This window comes from Streptomyces sp. KL116D (genome assembly GCF_030766975.1).
Taxonomy (GTDB): domain Bacteria; phylum Actinomycetota; class Actinomycetes; order Streptomycetales; family Streptomycetaceae; genus Streptomyces; species Streptomyces longispororuber_A.
In genome coordinates this window covers 26,307-48,318 of the sequence record NZ_JASERH010000093.1, presented here as the reverse complement: position 1 = coordinate 48,318, position 22,012 = coordinate 26,307, and the positions used below count along the sequence as shown (strand labels likewise).

13 protein-coding genes and 14 pseudogenes are annotated in these 22,012 nt (G+C 71.4%); 14 read left to right on the top strand and 13 right to left on the bottom strand.

What is annotated here, in order from left to right:
* The 3 genes and pseudogenes from RBJ77_RS37100 to RBJ77_RS37090 all read left to right on the top strand — a co-directional run.
* Nucleotides 1-204: pseudogene (locus RBJ77_RS37100) on the top strand (chromosome segregation protein SMC); the annotation flags it as partial.
* 461 nt (nucleotides 205-665) lie between these two features.
* Nucleotides 666-1,402: pseudogene (locus RBJ77_RS37095) on the top strand (MFS transporter); the annotation flags it as partial.
* Nucleotides 1,403-1,613: 211 nt separating this feature from the next.
* The gene (locus tag RBJ77_RS37090) at nucleotides 1,614-1,736 is read left to right on the top strand and encodes a hypothetical protein (protein ID WP_372348954.1); all 123 of its coding nucleotides are present in this window, start codon (nucleotides 1,614-1,616) and stop codon (nucleotides 1,734-1,736) included.
* 1,803 nt (nucleotides 1,737-3,539) lie between these two features.
* Here the strand turns inward: RBJ77_RS37090 and RBJ77_RS37085 are convergent.
* Nucleotides 3,540-4,433: pseudogene (locus RBJ77_RS37085) on the bottom strand (cytosine permease).
* 356 nt (nucleotides 4,434-4,789) lie between these two features.
* On the opposite strand from RBJ77_RS37085, the gene RBJ77_RS37080 reads away from it, so the two are divergent.
* The 3 genes and pseudogenes from RBJ77_RS37080 (at nucleotide 4,790) to RBJ77_RS37070 (ending at nucleotide 6,089) form a co-directional block, all read left to right on the top strand.
* Nucleotides 4,790-5,257, top strand: a complete 468-nt coding sequence (locus RBJ77_RS37080; protein WP_372348945.1) for a hypothetical protein — start codon at nucleotides 4,790-4,792, stop codon at nucleotides 5,255-5,257.
* Nucleotides 5,212-5,352 (top strand): hypothetical protein, encoded by a 141-nt coding sequence (locus RBJ77_RS37075; RefSeq protein WP_372348944.1) that lies wholly within the window; start codon nucleotides 5,212-5,214, stop codon nucleotides 5,350-5,352. Before RBJ77_RS37080 ends, RBJ77_RS37075 begins: the two co-directional genes overlap by 46 nt.
* A gap of 114 nt (nucleotides 5,353-5,466) precedes the next feature.
* Nucleotides 5,467-6,089 (top strand): annotated as a pseudogene (locus RBJ77_RS37070) (hypothetical protein).
* A 185-nt stretch (nucleotides 6,090-6,274) separates the two neighbouring features.
* Here the strand turns inward: RBJ77_RS37070 and RBJ77_RS37065 are convergent.
* Nucleotides 6,275-6,907: pseudogene (locus RBJ77_RS37065) on the bottom strand (bifunctional DNA primase/polymerase); the annotation flags it as partial.
* A gap of 512 nt (nucleotides 6,908-7,419) precedes the next feature.
* On the opposite strand from RBJ77_RS37065, the pseudogene RBJ77_RS37060 reads away from it, so the two are divergent.
* The 8 genes and pseudogenes from RBJ77_RS37060 to RBJ77_RS37025 form a co-directional block, all read left to right on the top strand.
* A pseudogene (locus RBJ77_RS37060) lies at nucleotides 7,420-8,935 on the top strand (hypothetical protein); the annotation flags it as partial.
* A 344-nt stretch (nucleotides 8,936-9,279) separates the two neighbouring features.
* A pseudogene (locus RBJ77_RS37055) lies at nucleotides 9,280-10,646 on the top strand (ammonium transporter).
* Nucleotides 10,643-10,965: pseudogene (locus RBJ77_RS37050) on the top strand (P-II family nitrogen regulator); the annotation flags it as partial. The pseudogenes RBJ77_RS37055 and RBJ77_RS37050, both read left to right, overlap by 4 nt.
* Nucleotides 10,966-11,103: 138 nt before the next feature.
* Nucleotides 11,104-13,565, top strand: a pseudogene (locus RBJ77_RS37045) ([protein-PII] uridylyltransferase).
* Nucleotides 13,566-13,977: 412 nt separating this feature from the next.
* On the top strand, nucleotides 13,978-14,079 hold the full coding sequence (locus RBJ77_RS37040) for a hypothetical protein (protein ID WP_372348943.1): 102 nt from the start codon (nucleotides 13,978-13,980) through the stop codon (nucleotides 14,077-14,079).
* Nucleotides 14,063-14,173 (top strand): hypothetical protein, encoded by a 111-nt coding sequence (locus RBJ77_RS37035; protein ID WP_372348953.1) that lies wholly within the window; start codon nucleotides 14,063-14,065, stop codon nucleotides 14,171-14,173. The genes RBJ77_RS37040 and RBJ77_RS37035 overlap by 17 nt, the downstream gene beginning before the upstream one ends.
* Nucleotides 14,166-14,714 (top strand): annotated as a pseudogene (locus tag RBJ77_RS37030) (hypothetical protein). The gene RBJ77_RS37035 and the pseudogene RBJ77_RS37030 overlap by 8 nt, the downstream one beginning before the upstream one ends.
* On the top strand, nucleotides 14,711-15,280 hold the full coding sequence (locus tag RBJ77_RS37025) for a hypothetical protein (RefSeq protein WP_372348942.1): 570 nt from the start codon (nucleotides 14,711-14,713) through the stop codon (nucleotides 15,278-15,280). Before RBJ77_RS37030 ends, RBJ77_RS37025 begins: the two are co-directional and overlap by 4 nt.
* A 49-nt stretch (nucleotides 15,281-15,329) precedes the next feature.
* On the opposite strand, the gene RBJ77_RS37020 is transcribed toward RBJ77_RS37025, so the two are convergent.
* The 11 genes and pseudogenes from RBJ77_RS37020 to RBJ77_RS36970 all read right to left on the bottom strand — a co-directional run bounded on the left by RBJ77_RS37020 (nucleotide 15,330) and on the right by RBJ77_RS36970 (nucleotide 21,977).
* Complete coding sequence (locus tag RBJ77_RS37020; protein WP_372348952.1) at nucleotides 15,330-15,713, bottom strand: hypothetical protein; 384 nt, start codon at nucleotides 15,711-15,713, stop codon at nucleotides 15,330-15,332.
* 139 nt (nucleotides 15,714-15,852) lie between these two features.
* Entirely contained in the window at nucleotides 15,853-16,257 is a 405-nt protein-coding gene (locus RBJ77_RS37015) for a hypothetical protein (protein WP_372348941.1), read from the bottom strand.
* 1,449 nt (nucleotides 16,258-17,706) lie between these two features.
* A pseudogene (locus tag RBJ77_RS37010) lies at nucleotides 17,707-18,896 on the bottom strand (aminotransferase).
* Between the two features lie 37 nt (nucleotides 18,897-18,933).
* Nucleotides 18,934-19,239 (bottom strand): hypothetical protein, encoded by a 306-nt coding sequence (locus tag RBJ77_RS37005; RefSeq protein ID WP_372348951.1) that lies wholly within the window; start codon nucleotides 19,237-19,239, stop codon nucleotides 18,934-18,936.
* 442 nt (nucleotides 19,240-19,681) lie between these two features.
* The gene (locus tag RBJ77_RS37000; RefSeq protein WP_372344074.1) at nucleotides 19,682-19,888 is read right to left on the bottom strand and encodes a hypothetical protein; all 207 of its coding nucleotides are present in this window, start codon (nucleotides 19,886-19,888) and stop codon (nucleotides 19,682-19,684) included.
* A gap of 198 nt (nucleotides 19,889-20,086) precedes the next feature.
* On the bottom strand, nucleotides 20,087-20,449 hold the full coding sequence (locus RBJ77_RS36995; protein WP_372348940.1) for a YhfT family protein: 363 nt from the start codon (nucleotides 20,447-20,449) through the stop codon (nucleotides 20,087-20,089).
* A 197-nt stretch (nucleotides 20,450-20,646) separates the two neighbouring features.
* Nucleotides 20,647-20,727: pseudogene (locus RBJ77_RS36990) on the bottom strand (hypothetical protein); the annotation flags it as partial.
* Nucleotides 20,728-20,981: 254 nt separating this feature from the next.
* Nucleotides 20,982-21,032, bottom strand: a pseudogene (locus tag RBJ77_RS36985) (hypothetical protein); the annotation flags it as partial.
* A gap of 115 nt (nucleotides 21,033-21,147) precedes the next feature.
* A pseudogene (locus tag RBJ77_RS36980) lies at nucleotides 21,148-21,290 on the bottom strand (YhfT family protein); the annotation flags it as partial.
* Nucleotides 21,291-21,488: 198 nt separating this feature from the next.
* Entirely contained in the window at nucleotides 21,489-21,707 is a 219-nt protein-coding gene (locus tag RBJ77_RS36975; protein WP_372348939.1) for a DUF2620 family protein, read from the bottom strand.
* A gap of 147 nt (nucleotides 21,708-21,854) precedes the next feature.
* A complete protein-coding gene (locus RBJ77_RS36970; protein ID WP_372348938.1) occupies nucleotides 21,855-21,977 on the bottom strand; it encodes a hypothetical protein in 123 nt (40 codons plus the stop codon).
* Nucleotides 21,978-22,012: the final 35 nt, after the last annotated feature.

The following is a 22,012-nucleotide window of genomic DNA, read 5'->3' as shown; positions in this document are numbered from 1 at the left end:
CCCAGCCCGTTCTACGTGATGGACGAGGTCGAGGCCGCCCTCGACGACACCAACCTGCAGCGGCTCATCCGCATCATGCAGGAGCTGCAGGGAGCCTCGCAGCTGATCGTGATCACGCACCAGAAGCGCACGATGGAGGTCGCCGACGCGTTGTACGGCGTCTCCATGCAGGGCGACGGGGTGTCGAAGGTGATCAGCCAGCGGCCCGCGATCAGCTGCTGCGGGTTGGCACCGAGTCATGTCTCAAGTCTTGAGCTAGCTGTGCTACTTCCATGCCGAAAAGTCACGACACCACCTGTTGACTTCCGAAAGCTGAAGGCATAGTCTCTGCGCGTTGCTTTTACCTTCAGGGTGGTGGGCGGCGCGAGCTTGTGCGCCACTGGAGCGCAACCGAAGGGCTCGCCTCACACCCGGGCGAGCGAGGCCGGTGGCCCGAGGAGCACACGTCGACCAGCACTGCGCTGACGGCGCCGGGCGCCCGGGCACGCCCAGCCCGACCACCTCGGCCACGTCGCCTTCATCGCGGCCGCGGCCGCCATGGGCGGCTTCCTCTTCGGCTACGACAGCGCCGGTCATCAACGGCGCGGTCGAGGCCATCCGCGACCGCCAGCGACGCGTCGGCTCCGCCGCGCTCGCCCAGGTCATCGCCATCGCGCTGATCGGCTGTGCGATCGGCGCGGCGACCGCAGGCCGGATCGCCGACCGCATCGGCCGGATCCGCGCTGCATGCAGATCGCGGCGGTCTCTTCACCGTCAGCGCCGTCGTTCCGCGCTGCCGTTCGCACTGTGGGGACCTCGCGTTCTGGCGGGATCATCGGCGGCTTCGCCATCGGCATGGCGTCCGTGATCGGCCCGGCCTATATCGCCGGGTCGCGCGCCGCGTACCGGGCCGTCTTGGCTCCTTCCAGCAGGCCGCGATCGTCATCGGCATCGCGATCTCGCAGCTCGTCAACTGGGGCCTGCTGAACGCTCGCGGGCGGCGACCAGCGCGGCGAGTTGATGGGCCTGGAGGCCTGGCAGTCATGCTCGGCGTCATGGTCATCCCGGCCGTCCTCTACGGCCTGCTGTCCCTCGCGATCCCCGAGTCCCCGCGCTACCTGACTCCGCCGGCAAGGAGGAGAGAGGCCAAGAAGTCCTGGAGGAGGTCGAGGGCAAGGAGGTCGACCTCGACGCTCGGGTCGCCGAGATCCACACGGCCATGCGCAGCGAGCACAAGTCCACCTTCGGGACCTGCTCGGCGCGCTGCTTCTTTCGCCCGATCGTCTGGGTCGGTATCGGCCTGTCGGTCTTCCAGCAGTTCGTCGGTATCAACGTCGCGTTCTACTACTCCTCGACGCTGTGGCGGTCCGTTGGCGTCGACCCGACTGACTCGTTCTTCTACTCGTTCACGACGTCGATCATCAACATCATCGGTACCGTCGTCGCGATGATCTTCGTCGACCGGATCGGCCGCAGGCCCCTGGCCCCTCGTCGGCTCCGTCGGCATGGTGATCGGGCTCGCCCTCCCGAGGCCTGGGCGTTCAGCTACGACCTCGTCGACGGCAAGCTGCCCGAGACGCAGGGCGCTAGGGTCGCCCTGATCGCGGCGCACGCTCTTCGTCTTCTTCTTCGCGATGTCGTGGGGCGTCGTCGTCTGGGTCTTCCTCGGCGAGATGTTCCCGACCCAACACCGCGCCGCGGCGCTCGGCGTGGCCGCCTCCGGCCCAGTGGCTCGCCAACTGGGCGATCACCGCTAGTTTCCCGTCGCTGTCCGAGCTGGAACCTCTCCGCGACGTACGTGATCTGCACGATCTTCGCCGCGCTCTCCATCCCCTTCGTGCTCAAGCTCGTCAAAGGAGACCAAGGGCAAGGCACTGGAGGAGATGGGCTGACCCCCGCTCCTCCCCGCGAGGACCCGGGGGACGGGTCAAGTCCCCGCTGCCGGCCCCCCGTTGACGTCGCCGCCCTCTCACCCGCCTCGCGCGGACCGGAGGGCGGCGTCGTCATGTCGCGAGGTCGATTCCCGGCCACGCGTCCCGACGGCGAATTCCGAGGCGCGGTCCCCGGTATCCGTGCGGCGTCGAGGATCCCTGCTCAGTCCTTGAGCCGCGGCAGCACGCTCGCAGTACAGCCCGAGGCTGCGCCAGCCCTCGTCGAGGCATGCCGCCGCTCAGTGGATGCGTGACGTAGTTGTCGGAGGCCCTGCGCCAGGCACCCGTCGGGCGTGACGATCCGGTACACGCCCTCGGCGCGCAGCTCCCTCGACCGTCGTGGCGCCCGAGCGCACCGCCGACTTGATGTCCTGCGACTGCGCGACGCGTAGGTCCGCGCCTCGTGCAGGAGAGTGCGCGCCGTGCTCGGCCCAGGTGCGGTCGCGTCCTCGGAGAGGTGCAGGAGCGGGGTCGTCTCGCCGCTATCATGGTCCAGCCACTCGGGTCCCGTACTCCGACCAGGCGCTCCTTGTAGTACGTCTCAGCTGTCCGGCAGGTGCGCGCTCGGGGAAGAAGGAGGCCGAGCCGGGCCGCCCGGCGCGCGCCGCCTGCGAGGAGCCGCCGACCAGCAGGAGCGGACGGGCTACAGGTGAACGGGCGCGGGGTGACGCGGACCCGGCACGCCCCCGGAACGTGAACTCCTCGCCGGTCCACGCCGTCAGCAGCGTCTCGGAGCAGCCTCGTCCTGGGCCTCGCCGCGCCGCTTCCACCCACGTCGATCTGCGCGTCCTCCGCGCCGGTAGCCGGTCGGCGACCGTCTGCAGGCGTCCGCCGCTCGCCGGGTCCGGTACGGCGATGTCCTCGGCGAGCCGCAAGCTGGATCGTGCAGCGGGCCGATGATCGCCGAGACCGTGACTCGCGATGCGGCGGGTGGCGCCGAAGACCGCGCGCCGCGAAGGTGAAGGGCGAGGGCACGCGCAGTTGCTGGCGACCCCGTGGTGCTCCTCGGTCTGGACGGTGTCGATGCTCCCGGTCGTCGGCGTACGCCGCCATCTCCACGTGCACCGCGCTTGTGGCGGGAAGGCAGCTCAGCGGCTCGGCGCACCGGCTGGGTCGACCAGGTTGAACCGTGCGGCGGACACGTATGCGACGATCCCCTTCACACGGACTCGGGGTGAAGCGGGACGGTAGCCACGGAGCGTCAGACAGCCAGGGCCGCGGACTCCTCGGCCAGACCAATCGTCCGTGCGCCGTCGTGGTGACGCATGGCTTTCCGGCAGGGCCAGGTAGAGCAGTCCCTGGAGGCGACGATCGTGACGACCCAGCCGAGGCCGTGCTCGCGATTGAAGTTGTTTCGAGGCGAGCGGTCCGTAGGTTCGGTCGGAGGACGTGAAGCGAAGCCCGCTCACCAGGCCGACCGCCCACGCGATCACCGCCGCGGGGGAGAAGCCGCCATGTACCAGTAGGCGCTGGTGCGGAGTCGTGTCCGATCGGGGCGGCGCCGTCAGAAAGAGCCTGCGCTTGGTACATGTCCGCACCGAAAGACGCCGGCCCACGCGGAGAAGGCACGACCGCGAGGCAGCGAGAGGAACGCGATGGACGACGCATGCGGGCTGGTCGCGACGAGCATCAGGAGTGGCGCCGAAGACCAGCGAGATCAGCGTTGATGGACACGGCCCAGTGGCGGGACCTTGAAGCCGAGCGTCTGGCGGTGAAGCCGGCCGAAGTCACATCGACATCGCGTTGATCAGCAGCATGCCGACCAGGGCGATCAACAGGGTACGGCACCGCGATCCACATCGGCAGGATCTCGCCGAGGAAGGAGACCGGGTCGGGGCGTTCGCCAGGTCCGGCACGGAGACCGCCATGACGGCACCCATCAGGACGCATCGGCAGCACGACGATTCCGGCGCCGCCGATCGAGTTCCCGACGATCGCCCTCGACGAGGCCGTGCGCGGCAGGTAGCGCGTGAAGTCGGGGGAGGACGGGATCCAGCTGACGCCGCCCGCGGCGATCATGCCGATGCCCGCGACCATCAGCGACGTCGAGCCGGCGGGCCGCCCGAAGACCTCGGACCAGTCGGTGTCGATGATCAGGCACACCGGGACCAGGACCGAGAAGATACCGAAGAGGTACGTCACATACTTTGTTGCACTTCATACACGGCGTTGATGCCGAGGCCCGAGATCGCGAACGTGGCGACCACGAAGCACAGCAGCGTGACGATCACCAGGAGTCGTTCTGCTGATGTCGAACAGGATGTCCAGGACGGTGAGCACGGCGTACGCGCCCGTCACCGCGTTGATCGTCTCCCAGCCAGCGATCACCCAGATCAGCGAGCCGGGCGGCGGGGTTGCCGCGCGCCCAGACCGCGCGGGACAGGGCCATGCCGGGGCGCCGCCGCGCTTGCCCGCGATGCCGATGAGACCGACGAGGCCGTACGGCACGATCGGCGCCGCGATCGCGACGACGAGGGCCTGCCAGAAGTTGAGCTTGTACGCCACGACGAGGCTCGCGCCCATCGTGAGCAGCAGCACGCTGATGTTGGCCGCGACCCACGTAGGGAAAGAGCTCGCGGGTCTGGGCGGTGCGCTCGGAATCGGGGACGGGCTCGATGCCGCGTCTCAGGGCGCCTTCGGATTCGCGGTCTTGCTCATGCGGTGGGGTTCCGTGCCTCTGTGGGGGTGGGGGCGGGGATGACCACGGGGAGGGTGATCGCGATGGACTCTACGCGCGTTGACGCGGCCTCTTCCATCGTACTTTAGTCCGAGTCGTCCCTCCGGTTCCGTATGTTCTTTGGAGGAAGCAACCAGAACGGCCTCGCGCAGGCCCCATGGCTGATACTGGACGGGTTATGCGACATCGTCATCCTTGCTGTATGGTCATCGCCGTGGTCGTGATCGGCGCGCTCGGCGGGCGTCGTGGTCGGCAGTCGCAGGAAGAAGCAGCTGCCCCCGCCGCTCGGCGCCCGACATCACCGCCGCTCCGCCGGCCGAGCCGCACGTCGGCGACGAGGCCGAGACACCGCGCGACGAGGCGCGCCGCGCACGATCGGGAGGTCGACCTCCCGGCTGCCGAGCCGGCCACCGAGGAGGTCGTCGAAGAAGCTCCGACGGCTCCGGCCGCACCCGAGATCGAGGTGCCGGAGCCGACCGCGGGCCGCCTGGTGCGGCTGCGCGCCCGGCTGTCCCGCTCGCAGAACGCGCTCGGCAAGGGGCCGCTGACGCTCCTGTCGCGCGAGCACCTCGACGAGGACACCTGGGAGGAGTCGAGGACACCCTGCTCACCGCCGACGTCGGTGTGCAGCCCACCACGGAGCTGGTCGAGAACCTGCGCGAGCGCGTGAAAGGTGCTCGGCACCCGCACGCCGGACAAACTGCGCGGCCTGCTCCGCGGAGGAGCTGCTCAAGCTGCTCGTGCCCGGGTTCGACCGCTCCGTGAAGACGGACTCGAACCTGGACACGCCGGGCATCGTGATGGTCGTCGGGGTCAACGGCACGGCAAGACCACCACCGGCAAGCTCGCCCGCGTCCTGGTCGCCGACGGCAGAACGTCGTGCTGGGCGCCGCGGACACCTTCCGGGCCGCCGCCGCCGACCAGCTGCAGACCTGGGGCGAGCGCGTCGGCGCCCGCACCGTGCGCGGCCCCGAGGCGGCGACCCGGCGTCCATCGCCTTCGACGCCGTCAAGGAGGGCATCGAGGCGGGCGCGGACGTCGTGCTCATCGACACCGCCGGGCGTCTGCACACCAAGACCGGTCTGATGGACGAGCTCGGCAAGGTCAAGCGCGTCGTCAGAAGCACGCCCCGCTCGACGAGGTGCTGGTGCTCGACGCGACGACCGGGCAGAACGGGGCTCGTGCAGGCCCGGGTGTTCGCCGAGGTCGTCGACATCACCGGCATCGTGCTGACCAAGCTGGACGGCGCTGGCCAAGGGCGGCATCGTCGTGGCCGTGCAGCGGGAGCTGGGCGCGCCGGTGAAGCCGTGGGTCTCGGCGCGGACGATCTTGGCGCCGTTCGGAGCCTGGAGTGCGCTCGTGGATGCGTTGATCGGGGAGTAGGCGCTCCGCTTGCGGGGTCCGATCGTGGTGCCCGTGATGGGTGTGTGCTGGGGCGCGTGCCCGATGTGGTGCGTGCGCCGTGTGTGGATCTCGCGTCGTGGGGTGTTCTGTGTGTGTGACTGTGGGCCGTTGCGGCTGGTCGCGCAGTTCCCGCGCCGCTCAGGCCCGTGTGGCTGGGCGTGTGAGCGGCGCCCCTTTCAGGGCTCTGTGTGTCGCCGGTCGTGGAGTTGCGCGCGTCCTCTTTCGGGGCCCGTGTGTGGCTGGTCGCGCAGTTCGCGCCCCTTTCAGGGGCGCTGACGCAGGGGGACCTGTGGGCCACGTAGGCCAGGATGCCGAGTGGAGCAGGCGTGCTCTGGGGTGAGTTTGTGCTGCGGTGTCCAGGGACGGGCGCGCAGCCAGGACGTGGGGCCTAGGCCCGCGCGGTCCCGAGGGCGGGGCCGTGATACGCGCGCCGGCGCCCAGCGCGCGTGCAGGTCGAGGGACGCGTCGTCCCAGCCCATGCGGTAGAGCAGGGCGGGGAGCCTCGGCGGCACCGCCGCGCGACGAAGCAGTGCGCGCGGCCCTCGTGGCGACGACCGGGCCCAGCGGCGGCCCCATGCGCTCCAAGGCGGGTCAGGGCGCGGCGGCCATCGGCCGGCCTCGACGTCGGGCGATGTCGAAGGCGCGGCCCACGAGCAGCACCGCGGCGCCGAGGGAACCGTCCCGCGGACTCGGTCACCTCGTCGAGCGTGGCGCCCGCCGGCACCACCGCCGCCGGGTCGAGCGGGCGCGCGCCCGGTGCCGGGCAGTCCGCCTTGCCGCAGGAGCACGCGCCGCCGCGGCACGCGCGCCCGGCACCACGTCCCAGCCCCACAGTCCGGTGAACTCCGCCACCGTGGTGCAGTCCGGAAGCGCGGCGGGACGTGGCGGGCCGCGGCGACGTGGCCGGAGCGCGCATCTCGCGAGTGCCGCCGATCGTGAAGCCCGCGCACACTCCGGCGGGTCCCTGCGCGTCGGTGGTTACGTGACGGAATCGATCGTGACCCGGATTGCGCACGCCCGCCCTGGTATCGTGACGGCGCCGCGACGTGCTCGAGGGTGGTGCGCCCCCGTGCCACGCGCTCCCGGCGCACACCGTTCGCAGTTCCAGTTGTCCCATGTCAAGTGAATCGCGTGTGGCCGCCGCTGAGTTCATTCGAAGGGGGTGGCGAATGAGGTGGCGTTTCCGGGCTCGCCCTCGCCGGAGGGGTGATCGTAGGATTACTTTCAGCGCATCGAACCCTGAGGGGTGAGTGCACCCGTGTGGGCATGCCGCAGGCAAGTCGGTTTTTCCTGTTCGAGGAGTGACAACTGCCGGACGGGAGGCCGTGGTTGACGCCGGCGCTCCTGGTAGGGCTTGCTGACAAGAGTGGCCGACACAGGACTTGGCGTTGAGTCGCCCTAAGAGGCTTCAGGGATGGGGGCGTTCCAGTGGGCGGCAGCGGCGGAAGCGTGATGAACGCTGAGAAAGCGCCCGAACGAACCGCTCCGGCTCGTGGTTCGTGCGCAGTGGCTGGTCCAAGGGCGAGCTGGCGCGCCAGGTGAACCGCCGGGCACGACAGTTGGGCGCGAAACCACATCTCGTGCGACGCCCGCGTGCGCGGCGCTGGCTGGACAGGAGAACCCGCGCGAGCCGATCCCCGTGCATCCTCAGCGAGCTGTTCCTCCGAAGCGGTTCGGCTGCGTCGTCGCCGTCGAGGACCTCGGCCTGCGCGCCGCGCACCAGTCGCCCTCGGTGGTCCGGCGTCGACCTGCCGTGGACCGGACCGCGAGACCGTGGCGCTGATCGGCGAGTTCTCGCGCAGCGACGCCTGATGTCTCGCGCGCCGCGGGCACCGCTCGGCAGCCCTGGCGGCCTCGCCGCGGGCTCGCTCTACCATCCGAGCCGATGCAGCGCCGGCTGAGTGCCGACGCCAAAGCGGCAGCTCGTCGAAGCGAAGCCCGAGCCTCGAGCAGCCGGCCACGCGCCGCGGGCAAACCGGGCCGTCCAAACCGGAGCTGGACCTCCTGGAGTCCACCACCGTCCATGATCCGGCAGTGGGGACGCCCAGTGCGGCGGAGGCCTGCGCCGTAGGCGGCCGTGGGGCAGCTGCATTGGTCGCCTGACGCCTCAGGAGTCCCAGCCCGAGAGCACCGTGCGCGCTCCGTTCAAGGTCGCTGCCGAACTCGCGGAGCTGGCCGGCTGGACGAGCTACGACGTCGGCCTGCAGCCCACCGCCCAGAAGTACTTCGTGCTCGCCCTGCACGCCGCCAAGGAAGCGGGCGACAAGCCGCTCGCTCGTACGTCCCTCAGCAGCATGAGCCGCCAGATGATCCACCTCGGCCGCCCCGAGGACGCCCTGGAGCTCATCCACCTCGCCCAGCGACGGCGGCCGCGACTGCGCCAGCCCCCGCACCCAGTCCATGCGTAGCATGCGATGGAGGCCCGCGCGTACGCGAACATGGAGCGGCCCGGCAGGGTGCCGGCGCGCCGTGCGGATCGGCCGAGGAGACCTTCACCGACGCGGACGACTGGGACGATTCCGATCCCGACTGGATCCGCTTCTTCTCCAGGCCGAACTGCATGGGAGAACGGCCGCTGGTTCCGCGACCTCGCCTACGTCTGCCGCCGGGCGCAGCGCGTACGCGTCGATGGCCGAGCCCGCTGATGCGGCGCGCCGCCGAGTCGTTCCAGAGGAAGGATGCCCGAGCACCAGCGTTCGTACGCGCTGAACCTCATCGGCATGGCCACGGTGCACCTGCTCCCAGAAGGGAGCCGGAGCGAGGCCACGACTCCCGGCCGGCGACGCACTCGGCATCGCCAGGAAAGGTGCGCCTCGAGCGGGTCGCGCACCCGAGTCCGCAAGACCGTCGACACCGCCGTGCGGGATTTCGGGACGTCGCCGAGGTCATCCAGCTGGACCGAGCAGCCTCGCCGGTGCACCTGCCCGAGACCGCCGCCGGGAAGCGGCGGTCTGACCCCGATCCCTGGGATCACGCCCGCGACCCCGGCCGCGACCACGATCGTCCCGAAACAGCCTCGACTCGGCTCCCCACGCCAGGTCATCGAGGACGGACGGCCGCGGTCGGCGCCGTCCGCGGAAGTTCCGCCACGATAACGATCGGCGGACCCGCCATCCGGCAGTTCATTGACGCGTAACACCCAGGACCTCTTCGTCACTGCGGCGAAACATCGAGGGGCGCCCACGGAAACCGCGCTGGGCCAAAGTCTGGCGCATAACAGGCCCACCCCTCATGACCGCTTCAGGCTTGCGCCCGCACGGGGGCCGTACCAACGACGAGGAGACGCCGATGGCATCAGCCATCACGCTTGCGGCGGACGCACCCACACTGTCGTCCGCCAACACAGGCTTCATGCGCTGATCTGTTCCGCCCTGGTGATGCTCTATGACCCCGGGCCTGGCCTTCTTCTACGGAGGCATGGTCCGCGTCAAGAGCACATCCTGAACATGCTGATGATGAGCTTTCATCAGCCTCGTGATCGTCACGATCCTGTGGGTGCTGCATGGCTTCTCTCTCGCATTCGGCACCGACAAGGGATCGCTGATCGGCTGGGACGGCGACTTCGTCGGCCTCAGCGGGATCGGACTGACCCAGCTCTGGGGACGGCTACACCATCCCGATCTACGTCTTCGCCGTCTTCCAGCTGATGTTCGCCATCATCACGCCCGCTCGGATAAGCGGTGCCCCTCGCGGACCGCGTGAGTTCAGCGCCTGGGCCCTGTTCGACCGCGCTGTGGGCCACCATCGTCTACTTCCCGTCGCCCACTGCGTGGGGGACCGGCGGCTGGGCCTTCGGACCTCGGCGTGATCGACTTCGCCGGTGGTACGTGCTGTGCACATCAGCACCAGCTGCCCGCCGCTCGGCGTGATCCTCCGTCAAATCGGCGAAGCGCGTCGGCTTCAAGAAGGACCCGATGCGCCGCCACGCCGCTGCCGTGTGACGCACGCTCGGCGCCGGCCTGCTGTGGGCGCTCGGCTGGTCTCGGCTTCAACGCCGGCTCGCGCTCGGCAGCGACGACGGCGTCGGCGCGCTGATGTTCGTCAACACCCAGGTCGCCACCGCCGCCCGCGATGCTCGCCTGGCTGGCCTACGAGAAGCTGCGCCCGCGGCGTTTCGCCTCTCGGTGCCGCCCGTGCCGTGTCGCCCGGCGCTCGTCGCGATCGCTCTTCCGGTGGGTCCTGCTCGCCGCTCGGCGCGATCGCGATCGGCGCTTATCGTTAGGGTAGCGCGCGGCCGTGGGGCCCGGCGGCGCCTACATGACGACTCTCGACGCCGTCGGTGTCCACCCCGTCGGCGGCATCGTCGGCTCCCTCCCGATCGGCTCTTCGCCACCGGCGGCGGTCAGTCCGACGCGGCGTGTGGGCTCCTTCTACGGCGGCGGCCTCCTCGCCCAGCCGTGGAAGCAGCCCGCGGGTGCCGCGCGCGTCCTCGCGTACTCAGCTACGTCGCCTCCAGCGATCCTCGCCTTCCTGATCGACAAGACGATCGGTATGCGGTGGCCAGCGAGGACGACGAGGTTCCGGCATCGACCAGGTCGAGCACGCCGAGACCGCGTACGACTTCAGTGGCGCGGGCGGCGGCACCGCGGCCCGAACGGCCGTGCCCGCAAATCTCGGTCGCCGCTGCCAAGGACTCCAAGAAGGTGGACGGCTGAAGTCTCAACACCAGCGGGCCGCTCGGGCCGCGCACCGGCCTCGACGAGACCGCGAGGCCCTCCAGGCCTTCGGCGTCCAGGGCCTGACCGTAGACCGAGGCCAGCGGCTACGGCCGCCAGCGCGGCCACACCCGAGGCCTACCGTGCCGAAAGTACACGTCGACCTGGTGCGCGATCCGCATCGAGGTGCTGGTCGAGGACGACGACGCCGAGCAGCGGATCGACGTCGGAGGAAGGCGGCAGCGACCGGCAAGATCGACGGCGAGTGTCTGGGCGGTCCCCGCCGAGACTCGCCGTCCGGGTCCGACCGGCTGAGCGCGCGCGGACCGACGCTGCTGTAACCGATCGTTCGCGGACGGAACCGGGAGTCCTGCTCGGGCGACGAGTAGGTGAACGACGCACGGGACCGGGAGCACGGGACGACGAAGGCTCCTGCACCCAGCGGTTAAGTGCGTGCGTGCCCGGCCGCGCCTCCTCCAGGGAGGCGCGGTCCGGGCTGCCGCGCCGTTCGGCGGTCCTCGCGGAGCTCTTCACCGGACGACCGGTCTCACCGAACCTCTCGGCAGCGACCTCCGCGGGTGTCTCCCTGGTCGCCGCCGGCGGATACGGCCGCGGTGAACTCTCCCGCGCAGCGACCTCGACCTGCTCCTGCTGCACGACGGCAGCGCGGACCACGGCGGAGGTCGCCGCGCTCGCCGACCGCATCTGGTACCCCGTCTGGGATCTGGGCCTCGCCCTCGACCCTCCGCTGCGCGACCCCGGCGGAGGCGCGCAAGACCGCGGGCGACGACCTCAGGTAGCAGCTCGGCCTGCTCGACGCCCGGCACGTCGCCGGTGACCTCGTGACCTGACCGCGGGCCTGCGCACCGCCGTCCTCGCGGACTGGCGCAACCAGGCGCCCAAGCGCCTGCCGGAACTGCGCGAGCTGTGCGAGGAGCGCGCCGAGCGCCAGGGCGAACTGCAGTATCTGCTCGAACCCGATCTGAAGCGAGGCGCGGGGCGGCCTCCGACGTGACCGCGCTGCGGGCCGTCGCCGCCTCGTGGCTGGCGGACGCGCCGCGCGCGAGGGCCTGGCCGACGCCCGGCGCCGGCTGCTCGACGTGCGCGACGCGCTGCATCTGACCACCGGCCGGGCCACCGACCGGCTCGCCCTCCAGGAACAGGACCAGGTCGCCGCCGAACTCGGCTCTGCTGGACGCCGACACCCTGCTGCGCCAGGTCTACGAGGCCGCGCGCACCGTCTCCTACGCCAGCGACGTGACCTGGCGGGAGGTGGGCTGCGTCCTCAAGTCCCCGTGCCGTGCGGCCCCGGCTGCGCGCCATGCTCGGCGGCGGCAGCCGGTCGGCGCCGGTCGAGCGGTCCCCTGCTCGCCGAGGGCGTCGTCGAGATGGACGGCGAGGTGGTGCTGGCCCGCGCCGCCAAGCCCGACCGGGACCCTGTGCTCCCGCTGCGGGCCGCCGCCGCTGCCGCACAGGCCGGTCTGCCGCTGTCCCTGCACGCGGTGCGGCGGATGGCCGCGGCCGCCCGCCCGCTGCCCACCCCCTGGCCCGCCGAGGCCCTGCGAGCAGCTGGTGACGCCGTCGGCGCCGGTCGGCCCACCGTCGAGGTGGGAGGCACTGGAGGCGGAGGGCCTGATCACCCGGCTGCTGCCGGACTGGGGAGCGGTCCGCTGCCGGCAGCGCAACGCCCGTGCACACTTGGACCGTCGACCGGCACCTGTCGAGACCGCCGTCCGCGCCGCCGAACTGACCCGGCGCGTCGGCCGCCCCCGACCTGCTCCTGGTCGCGGCCCTGCTGCACGACATCGGGAAGGGCTGGCTGGGGGACCACTCGGTCGCGGGCGAGATCATCGCCCGGGACGTCGCCGCGCGGATCGGCTTCCGACCGGACCGACGTCGCCGTCCTCGCCTCGCTCGTCCGGCATCACCTGCCGCTCATCGGGAGACCGCCACCCGGCGCGACCTGGAGGACCCGGCGACCGTGCGCTCCGTCGCCGACGCGGTCGGCTCCGCCGGGACGCTGGAACTCCTGCACGCCCTCACCGAGGGCGGACGCGCTGGCCACCGGCCCCCGCTGCCTGGTCGTCGTGACAGCGCGCTCGCTCGTCGCCGATCTGGTCAAGCGGGTCTCGGCGGTCCTCGCCGGGGACGAGCCCGTCGACCCTGACGACATCGACCCGACCGCCGAGCAGGAGCGGCTCGCCGTCGAGGCGTTCCGCACCGGGGGGCCCGTGCTCGCGCTGCGGGCGCAGACGGAACCGGTCGCCACGGACGGCGGGAGAGGGGACGCCGCCACGGAACCGGAGCCGCTCGAGCGTCGAACTGCTGATCGCCGTGCCGGACCAGCCCGGGGTGCTGCCGGCCGTCTCCCGGTGTCTCGCGATGCACCGGCTCACCGTGCGCACCGCGGAGTTGCGGGCGCTGTCCCTGCCGACGGAATGGGGCGGGGGAGCGGGACGGAAACCCGACGGCAGGGCGGAAGCGGCTCCGTGCTCCTGCTGGACTGGCGGGTCGCCGCCGAGTACGGCTCCCTTCCGCGAGCGCGCGCGGCTGCGCGCCGACCTCGTGCGCGCCCTCGACGGCTCCCTCGACATCGTCGCCCGGCTCGCCGAGCGGGACGCCGCCTACCCGCGGCGGCGCGGCGTGGTGGCGCCGCCGCCCCGGGCGACGGTGGCGTCGGCGGGCTCCCGGCTCGCGACCGTCATCGAGGTGCGGGCCCAGGACGCGCCGGGACTGCTGCACCGCATCGGGCGGGCCCTGGAGCTCTCCGACGTGCGGGTGCGGTCGGCGCACGTCTCCATCGCGCTGGTCTCAACGCCGTCGACGCCTTCTACGTGACCGGTCCCGAAGGGGCTCCGCTGCCGTCGGAGGAGGCCGTGTCGGTGGCCCAGGGCACTGGAGGGCGCACTGCGTGGATAGGCGGGTCGGCGGTCGGGGACGACCGGGCCGCTGACCCAACCCGCTCGTCCGGATACCCTGGAGGGCGACCCGTCCCAATGCCACCCGACCCGAGTTCGCTGACCGCCGTGTTCGACCTCTCCGATCGCCTCGCAGCGACATTCAAGAACCTCCGCGGCAAGGGTCGCCCTCAGCGAGGCGGACATCGACGCCACGGCGCGCGAGATCCGCATCGCCTTGCTGGAGCCGACGTCGCGCCCGTCGTCCGTGCCTTCATCAAGCAGGTCAAGGAGCGCGCGGCCGGTGCCGAGGGTCTCCCAGGCGCTGAACCCCGCCCAGCAGGTCATCAAGATCGTCAACGAGGGAGCTCATCGGCATCCTCGGTGGCGAGACCCGCCGGCTGCGCTTCGCCAAGACCGGCCCGACCGTGATCATGCTCGCGGGTCTGCAGGGTGCCGGTAAGACGACCCTCGCGGGCAAGCTGGGCCACGTGGCTCAAGGGCCAGGGGCACTCGCCGCTGCTCGTCGCCTGTGACCTCCAGCGCAACGCCGTCAACCAGCTGCCGGTCGTCGCCGAGCGCGCCGGCGTCGGCATCTACGCCCCCGCAGCCGGGCAACGGGGTGGGTGACCCGGTCGAGGTCGCCAAGGACTCCATCGAGTACGCGAAGTCCAAGGTCTACGACGTCGTCATCGTCGACACCGCCGGTCGCCCTCGGCATCGACCAGGAGCTGATGCAGCAGGCCGCGGACATCCGCGACGCCGTCAGCCCCTGACGAGGTCCTCTTCGTCGTCGACGCCATGATCGGTCAGGACGCGCGTCAACACGGCCGAGGCCTTCCGCGACGGCGTCGGCTTCGACGGCGTGGTGCTCTCCAAGCTCGACGGTGACGCCCGTGGTGGTGCCGCCCTGTCGATCGCGCACGTCACCGGCCGCCAGATCATGTTCGCCTCGAACGGCGAGAAGCTGGACGACTTCGGACGCGTTCCACCGCGACCGCATGGCGTCCCGCATCCTCGGCATGGGCGACATGCTCGCGCGATCGAGAAGGCCGAGCAGACCTTCTCGCAGCAAGAGGCCGAGAAGATGGCCGAGAAGCTGGCCTCCAAGAGGGCCAGGACTTCACGCTCGACGACTTCCTGGCGCAGATGGAGCAGGTCAGGAAGATGAGCTCCACTCTCCAAGCTGCTCGGCATGCTGCCGGAATGGGCCAGATCAAGGACCAGATCAACAGCCTCGACGAGCGCGACGTCGACCGCACCGCCGCCATCATCAAGTCGATGACCCCGGCCGAGCGCGCCGACGCCACGATCATCAACGGCTCGCGCCGTGCCCGTATCGCCAAGGGCTCCGGTGTCGAGTCAGCGCCGTCAAGAACCTGGTCGAGCGGTTTCTTCGAGGCCCGCAAGATGATGCGTCCCGCATGGCGCAGGGCGGCGGCATGCCGATGCCCGATGCCGGGCATGGGCGGCGGTCCGGGCCGGCAGGAGAAGCAGCCGAAGAAGGCCAAGGGCAAGCAGCGCTCCGGCAAACCCGATGAAGCGCAAGCAGCAGAGGAGCAGGAGGAGGCCGCTCCGCCGCGAGGCCGCAGGCCAGGCGAGGCGGCGCTCCGGGCTGCCGGGCGCCGGACAGGACGCCAAGGGACTTCGAACTCCCCGACGAGTTCAAGAAGTTCATGGGCTGATTCGGTCGGGCCGGCGGGAAGCGCCGGCCGGGCTGCTGCCATGGGTCGATGACCTTTCCGTACGCGGAGGGACGAGGGCGCTCGCCGCGTGCGGGCGCCCCTCACCTCTGTACGGAGGCGGTCAGGCGGCCCGCGCCGCGGCTTCGCGTATCTCCGTGCCGGCCGCGAGGCCCTTTCGGGTCGAGGCCGAGCGCCGCCGCCGCGGTGGCACCCACGTCGGCGAGGCTCGCCGCGTCGGGCAGCAGCTCCACGCCCGGCGCCCCGGGACGGTGGATCAGTACCGGCACGAACTCCCGCGTGTGGTACGCGTGCCCGATCGTCGGATCGTTGCCGTGGTCGCCCGTGACGATCAGCCGGTCGCCGGGCCTCGGACAGCAGGGACACCAACGCCGCGAAGGCCCGCGTCGACCTGCTCCAGGATCCGGTCCGTACCGCTCGACGTCCCTGCTGGTGCCCAGCGCAGCTCTCCTGCCACGCCTCGCCACGACCAGCGCGTCTCCGTCGGCCCGCACCCGCCTCCAGGGTGTGGGCCAGCACCTCCGCCGTGTGTCCACCGCCGGACGCCGCACCGCCGCCTCTTGCAGGCCAGGGATGTCCGCCACCACCGCCTTAAGCCGACGGGCGTCACCGGGATGCGCCCAGCGCGCGCCCAGGTCCGGGAGCCGCCGCGTGGTCCAACTCGGCGCCCAGGTGCTGCACTTGCAGCCCGCCGTTGCGGTAGAAGCCGGTCGCCACCGGCGTGTCCAGGCCGACCGTGCCGCCGTCGCCCGCCCGCACAGAAAGTCGCCGAGCGGCCCGTCGGCACGACCGCTCATCGCGATGACCCGCGACCGGCGCGACGGCCCGGACCGTACGGGCCACGCCGAAGGATGCCGTCAGAAGCCGATAGTCGTCCAGCCGGCCCGACGCGTTCCAGTTGATGCCCGTCCGCCTCCGGGTTGTCGTGCACGGCACGGCCCCGTCGACCAGCAGCAACGGCTTGCCGTCGAGGAGCTCGACCCGGTGCGGGTCCGTCAGGGCCCGCGTCACCTGCCCAGGTGCTCGGCGAGCCGGGCCACCGTCACCCTGCTGAAGTCCGCGCCTTGGCATCATCGTCTGGTGCCCGGCGGGCGTGTCTCGCTGGATATCCGAGCGCTGGTCGCCCTGCCCGCGGCGACCGGCGGCAGATGCGTGCGCCGGGCCAGGTCGTGCGCAGGTGCGCAGGCCGAGGCCGGGCGCGCCGAGCACCGGAAGCCGCAGGCGGTCTGCCGAACGCCTCCGCGCACCGGTCCAGCAGCAGCCCGCAGGTGTCCGCCGCCACGTCGCCCGGGCGCAGCGCCGGCGTCCGAAGCATCGCGCCGACACCGAATCCGTCCACCACCACGATCACGGTCTTGCTCTGCATGAGGCGGCTCTTTCCTGTGCGCCGAACAGCCCGACGAGGCCGTGGCGCCCCGACGGAGAGTCTTCCTGCCACACCGCGACCGTCGAGCGCGTCGCGAAGATCTCGTGTACGGAACGCGCAGCAGCGCGGTGTCGCCCCATACGCGGACGTCCGCGTGGGGTGCGGGGCGTCGAGCAGCCGGTAGAAGTCCGATGTCTGGCGGCGCGGTCCTGCCACCGGCAGGCGCAGACCGGTGCGGGGAGCAGCGCCGCCTTGCCTTGATGTTCGAGCGGGGATAGAAGCCGCCTTCCGTGGACCGCGGGCCCGGCCGTCCGCGAGGTGTGCGCGACCTCGGTGACGGCCACGTACGCGGAGCTTCTCGGGCCGGCGAGGGTCGCGGGCGTGCGCAGAAGAATTGGTGCCGGTCAGCGGAGTGGCCGGGTCACCGCGGGTGGCGCCGAGGCTCGGCGAGCAGCGCGAGAGCGTGGCCATGGACGCGCGCTGGCGCTGAGCTTGAGGGGCCGTGGTGCCCGCGGGCGGCCGGTGTCTGGCGGGCCTTGAGGGCGAGTTCCGAAGTTCAGTGGGGCCGGGGCGCCCGTGGCCGGATCGCACGGTACGCACGGGAACGCGTGTATCGCCCGCGATCCGCATCGCCGGGCAGCCGCTCCAGCGCCGCGGCGAACTCTGTCGATCCCGGGCGAAGCGGGACCCGCCCTCCTGCGGGTGCACAGGACTCCTCGGCGCTCTCCAGGGCGGATCAACACGTCCTGCACGAGGCAGCCCAGCCGCCGCGTGTCGGACACCGCCCTGGCGTTCGCCAGGTCGTGGACCGTCACCGTTCCCGGGACGCGGCCAGCATCTCCGGCAGGTCGCGGCGCGGATCTGCACGAGGTGTCCGAGACTCCCGGCCCGGGCGCCGGTGGCGTGCAGGGTGCGGGCCTCGGGCCGGAGTCGATGGCGGCGTACTGCGGATGCGCCGGGCGATGGCCCCATCAGCCTCGGGTTGCGGCCGAGCTGCTTTGACGACGAACCAGAGGGTGAGACCGAGCCGCTCGGCCTCGGCGGCGGGCAGCCGCGCGTTCCCTCGATCGCGTCGAGGTCCATCACGCCAGGTGTCAGGCGGGATCGCACCCGCGCCGGTGGAGGAGGTCGGCCGCGGCGTCGACCAGCTCGTTGCGGGTGAGCGAGGCTGTCGAGGAACACGGTCGGTCAGTCCTTGCTGAGTTCGTGGAGCGAAAGCGGCGCAGGATGTCGACGACCAGGTCGGCGCCCGCGCGCATCGGAGTTGGTCCGCACCGTCAGTCGGCGAGCTCCGCGTCGTCGAGGGCCGAGCTGGACATGCGCGGTAGAAGAGCGGCGCGATCTCGTACCGGATTGCCCACCGGATGCAGCGCCGCCTTGCAGACCGCGCCGCCACCGCCCACGGCTGGTTCCCGAGCGACAGACGGTCGAGCCGGACCAGCGGGCAGCGGTCCTGGGCATTGGCGATCCGGACCTCGGCGACCGCCGGCACCTCGCCCGCCGCGAGGCCAGCTCGGCCACCTCGGCCCCGACGCGACTGCAGCGCCCACATCCTGCCGGCACGTGGGTGAGCGCGCAGCGCGTCAGCGCCTGAGTGGCCCTGGACCTGGCCGCCCCCAGTAGTTGTCCCGGCGCACGTGCTCGACCAGGTCCCGGGCGCCGACGACGGTCGCCGACCTTCCGGTCCGTGCGAGCAGCTAGGGCAGGGAGCTTAGGAGGCGTCGGCGCCCAGCTCGACACCTGAGGCCGGAACCCGCATCACGGCGTAGTTGTCGTCGACGATGGTGCGCACCCCCGCCGCCCGGCACGCCGCGAGGACCTCGCCCGGGTCGTACGCGTCACCGAGGCGCTGTCTGGTGTGCTGCACGTACGCCCACCGGAAGCGGCCGGAGGCAGGGTGCCTTGCGCAGCGCCCCCATGTCGTTGAAGTCGACTTCCTCGGTGCGGACCCCGATGCCGCGCAGGGTGACCTCGGTGGTGCGGTAGACGGGCGCGCGGTGGATGAGCGGGGTCGCCCGCGCTCACCGCCCCGTTCAACGCGGCCCTGATCGCGCCCGTGCCCGCGCCCTGGACGAACGCGGCGTCCTCGGCACCGAAGAAGTCGGCGAGCACGGCCTCCACCTGGGCCGTGGTCCGCGGCCGGCCGAGTCAGGCACGACGCCCGCGTCCGCGGTGAACAGCTCCGTGCCCTCGAAGTGCGCGGCCGTGCACTCCAGGAGCCGGAACTGGCGGGCGCGGCGTCCTCGACGGCGACGGTCGCCCAGCGGATGATGATGGCAGGCAGCGAAGGGTCTTCTCGGCTGTCATGTCGGCTGTCGTGGTCAGATCTCCTCCACGCTCGCGCCGGTCAGGAAGCGCAGCGGATTGCGCCGCGTCATCAGGTCGATCAGGTCCTCGTCCACCCCGGCCGCCCGCAGTCGCGGCAGGAAGGAGCGGAACAGATGCCCGTACCCCTGGCCGCCCTCCGCCTCCAGGTACCCGTGCCGGGAGATGTCGCAGCTGAGCAGGGCCCGGTCGGCGTGCCCGGCCTCGATCAGACCGAGCAGCAGCCGCAGCCGCGTGTCGTCGCTCTGGTAGCTCTCCTTGCCGACCGTGTCGAACGCGACGTACGCACCGCTCGCCGCCAGCTCCTTGTGCAGCCCGGATCATCGAGAGGTCCTGGTGGCCGATGGAGACGCGGTGCGGGGGCAGGCCCTCGGCGGTGAGCAGTTCCAGCTGGGCGAGGCCGCCGCGCCGCAGAGCTGGGCGTGGGTGGCGACGGACGGCCCGGGTGGCGTCCGCGGCCCGCGCCGCGGCGCGCAGGGAAGGCGGGTCTCGGCTCGCTCGGCCGGTCGCCGTGACTGCCGACCTCGCCGAGGGACGCCGGGCCGGATCCCCGTGCCGTCGAGGCCGCTCTCGATCTCGCGCACGAGGACGTCGGTGAGCCGCTCGGGACGCTCGCGTCCGCCAACTCCGGTGCGTGGAAAGGCTCGTAGTACCAGCCGGTGGCCGCGACGACCGCGACCCGGAGTCCCGCGCGATCGCGGCGAGCGCGCGCTCGGGTCGCGGCCATGCCGCGGCAGGTCAGTTCTATGACGAGGGAGAGTCCGAACTCCTCGTGCAGAGCGGCCAGTTCGGTGGTGACCGCCGGGCCGTGCCGCTGCGCGTCGAGGACGGCTGCCCGCCGTCGCCCTTGAGGTCCAGGTCCAGGACGAGGTGCTCATGGGCGAGGGCGGGGCCGCGGACGGCTTCGTGGGAAAGAGGGCCCGTGACGGTGTGGAGGGTGGTGGTGTGCATGGTGGGGGGTGTCCTCTCCGGTGAGTACTGGCCCGGCGGGCGGGCCGTGTCGCGCGGCCTCTTTCGCCCGCTCACTCCCTCAACGGTTCGCGTTCCGCACGAGTTCCACGGAGCGTGACGAATCTTGGGGAAACTTTCACGCAGCGTTACGAGATCGTCGAAAGAGGTGGTTGCCGACGTCGCCGATGCCGGTCCGGCTCAGGCCTTGATCGGGGTGAACAGGTCGAGCCAGTACAGGACGTTGAGCAGGATGCCGCCGACGATCACCGCGGCGGGCGCCGCCGCCATCCGCACGACCGGGCGGCCCATCGCCTCGTTGAGCAGGTACAGCCCGCCCACGATCAGGATGCCGAGGCCCGCGCCCATCGCGTTCGCCGCCATCAGCGAACCAGAACAGGATGGCCAGTTGCAGGGTGTCGGTGATCGCGCTGCGCAGGTGCTCCCGAGGAGTCCCCGCACGCTCGGCAGCTTGCCGAGGAACTTGCCGATGTACGACAGGGCGAGCACCTCGACCGCGAAGACCAGGGCGCCGACGACGGCCGCGAGGAACGGGTTCGGCATCAGATAGCCGATGGGTGTACACGAGCGTGAAGCCCGCGATGCCGTACGCGCCGGAGGCCGGGGCCGTCGTCGCGATCAGCGGGATGAAGCCGAAGACGCGGTAGAAGTCGACCTGCGCGGCCTCCCCGTACTGCCCCCTTGGCGATCAGGAAGCTGGTGGCCTCGCCACCGCCGAATATGTGCATCTGCGCCAGGACGCAGACGCCGGCGCCGAGCACCATGAACAGCGGCAGGTACTTGCGGAGCCGGGCCGCGCTCGCGCTGAACAGGGACGCCATGGGGTCGTCGGCGAGGGGCGATCTCCTCGACCCCGTTCGCCCGGTCCGTCTTGCGCTGCCTGAGGTCCTTGGCGACCGCCAGAGCGATCAGCATCAGGACACCGACCGCCATGGCGATGGCTCCCGCGAAGACCTTCGGCCACAGCTTCATCGTCATGACGACCAGGGCCAGTTCGGCCACGCCCGCGATCGCGCCCCCACTTGCGTCCGAACTGCTTGGTGATGGCGAGCACCGGGAACAGCGTGAACAGGAACAGGATCGGCGTCGACATCTGCTGCATCGCCGTCAGGAAGTCGACGGGCAGGTCGTGCGCCAGGTTGTTGGCGCCGTTCAGACCGAAGACGACGACCGCGCCCCGAGGCGCCGCCCAGGATCGGCGCGAGCCACTTCTTGGGCGCCAGGATTCCGAGGATGTCGGTGGGCAGGAAGACCAGCCACGGGCTGAGGACGCCCGTGGACAGGGCCATCGGCGCGCCCAGGCCGAAGATGAAGCCGGCGGACAGGCCGAAGGAGCACCGCCGGTGGCGCTGCGGGTGGTGCGTCCCTGGATGAAGTCGAGCATGAAGGGGCGCACGCCGTCGTTGAAGACGGCCAGGGCCATATGCCCGAGATGAAGGCGGTCAGCGCGCACAGGGCGATCACGGTGAGCTGCTGGGCCAGCGTGAAGTCGAGGTTCGCGCCGGCGGCGAGGACGGTACCGGGGAGGAGTTCATGGCATGTCCCTTGCGTGCTCAGGCGCGGGTGGCGATCGCGCGGGCGATCAGCGGCGCGATCCGGTCGATCTGGTCCATGGAGAAGCCGAACACCTTCTTGCCGTCCGCCAGCAGGGTGCCGACCTCTCCTCCTCGGTGGGCACGCCGCGCCCGAAGGTGTGGCAGGCGGCCTGCCCCATCAGGCCGACCAGGACGCCGAGCGATGCCCCGGCCCCGGTGTGGCAGGTGCCCAGGAAGTAGTCGGCCTGGCCCGCGCGCAGCTTCATGGCGGCATCCATGTCGCTGGAGACGGTGACCTCGACGCCGTCGAGCCCCCAACTCCTTGATCGTGTTCGCCACTTCTGACCTTGCCGACGCCGCCGGTGAGGATCTTCGTCATGACGGGTTCCTTCTTTCCGTAGTCCCTGCGGACTTCAGTGGGTGGGCTGCTGCGCCAGTACGGCGAGGTGCATGGCCAGGAAGTTGATCTCGGACTCGGGCAGGGTCGCGCCGAGTTCGGCGTGGGCCCGGCGGGACACGCGGCGGGCGCGCTCCACGGCCGCCGGATGGTCGGCCAGCTCGGCGGCGACCT

What these genes read in the sequence shown, in the direction of transcription:
- RBJ77_RS37090 (WP_372348954.1), top strand. Translation starts at nt 1,614, where the DNA reads ATGTCGTGGGGCGTCGTCGTCTGGGTCTTCCTCGGCGAGATGTTCCCG.
- RBJ77_RS37080 (WP_372348945.1), top strand. Translation starts at nt 4,790, where the DNA reads ATGGTCATCGCCGTGGTCGTGATCGGCGCGCTCGGCGGGCGTCGTGGT.
- RBJ77_RS37040 (WP_372348943.1), top strand. Translation starts at nt 13,978, where the DNA reads ATGCTCGCGGGTCTGCAGGGTGCCGGTAAGACGACCCTCGCGGGCAAG.
- RBJ77_RS37025 (WP_372348942.1), top strand. Translation starts at nt 14,711, where the DNA reads ATGAGCTCCACTCTCCAAGCTGCTCGGCATGCTGCCGGAATGGGCCAG.
- RBJ77_RS37000 (WP_372344074.1), bottom strand. Translation starts at nt 19,888, where the DNA reads ATGCACACCACCACCCTCCACACCGTCACGGGCCCTCTTTCCCACGAA.
- RBJ77_RS36995 (WP_372348940.1), bottom strand. Translation starts at nt 20,449, where the DNA reads ATGCCGAACCCGTTCCTCGCGGCCGTCGTCGGCGCCCTGGTCTTCGCG.
- RBJ77_RS36975 (WP_372348939.1), bottom strand. Translation starts at nt 21,707, where the DNA reads ATGAAGCTGCGCGCGGGCCAGGCCGACTACTTCCTGGGCACCTGCCAC.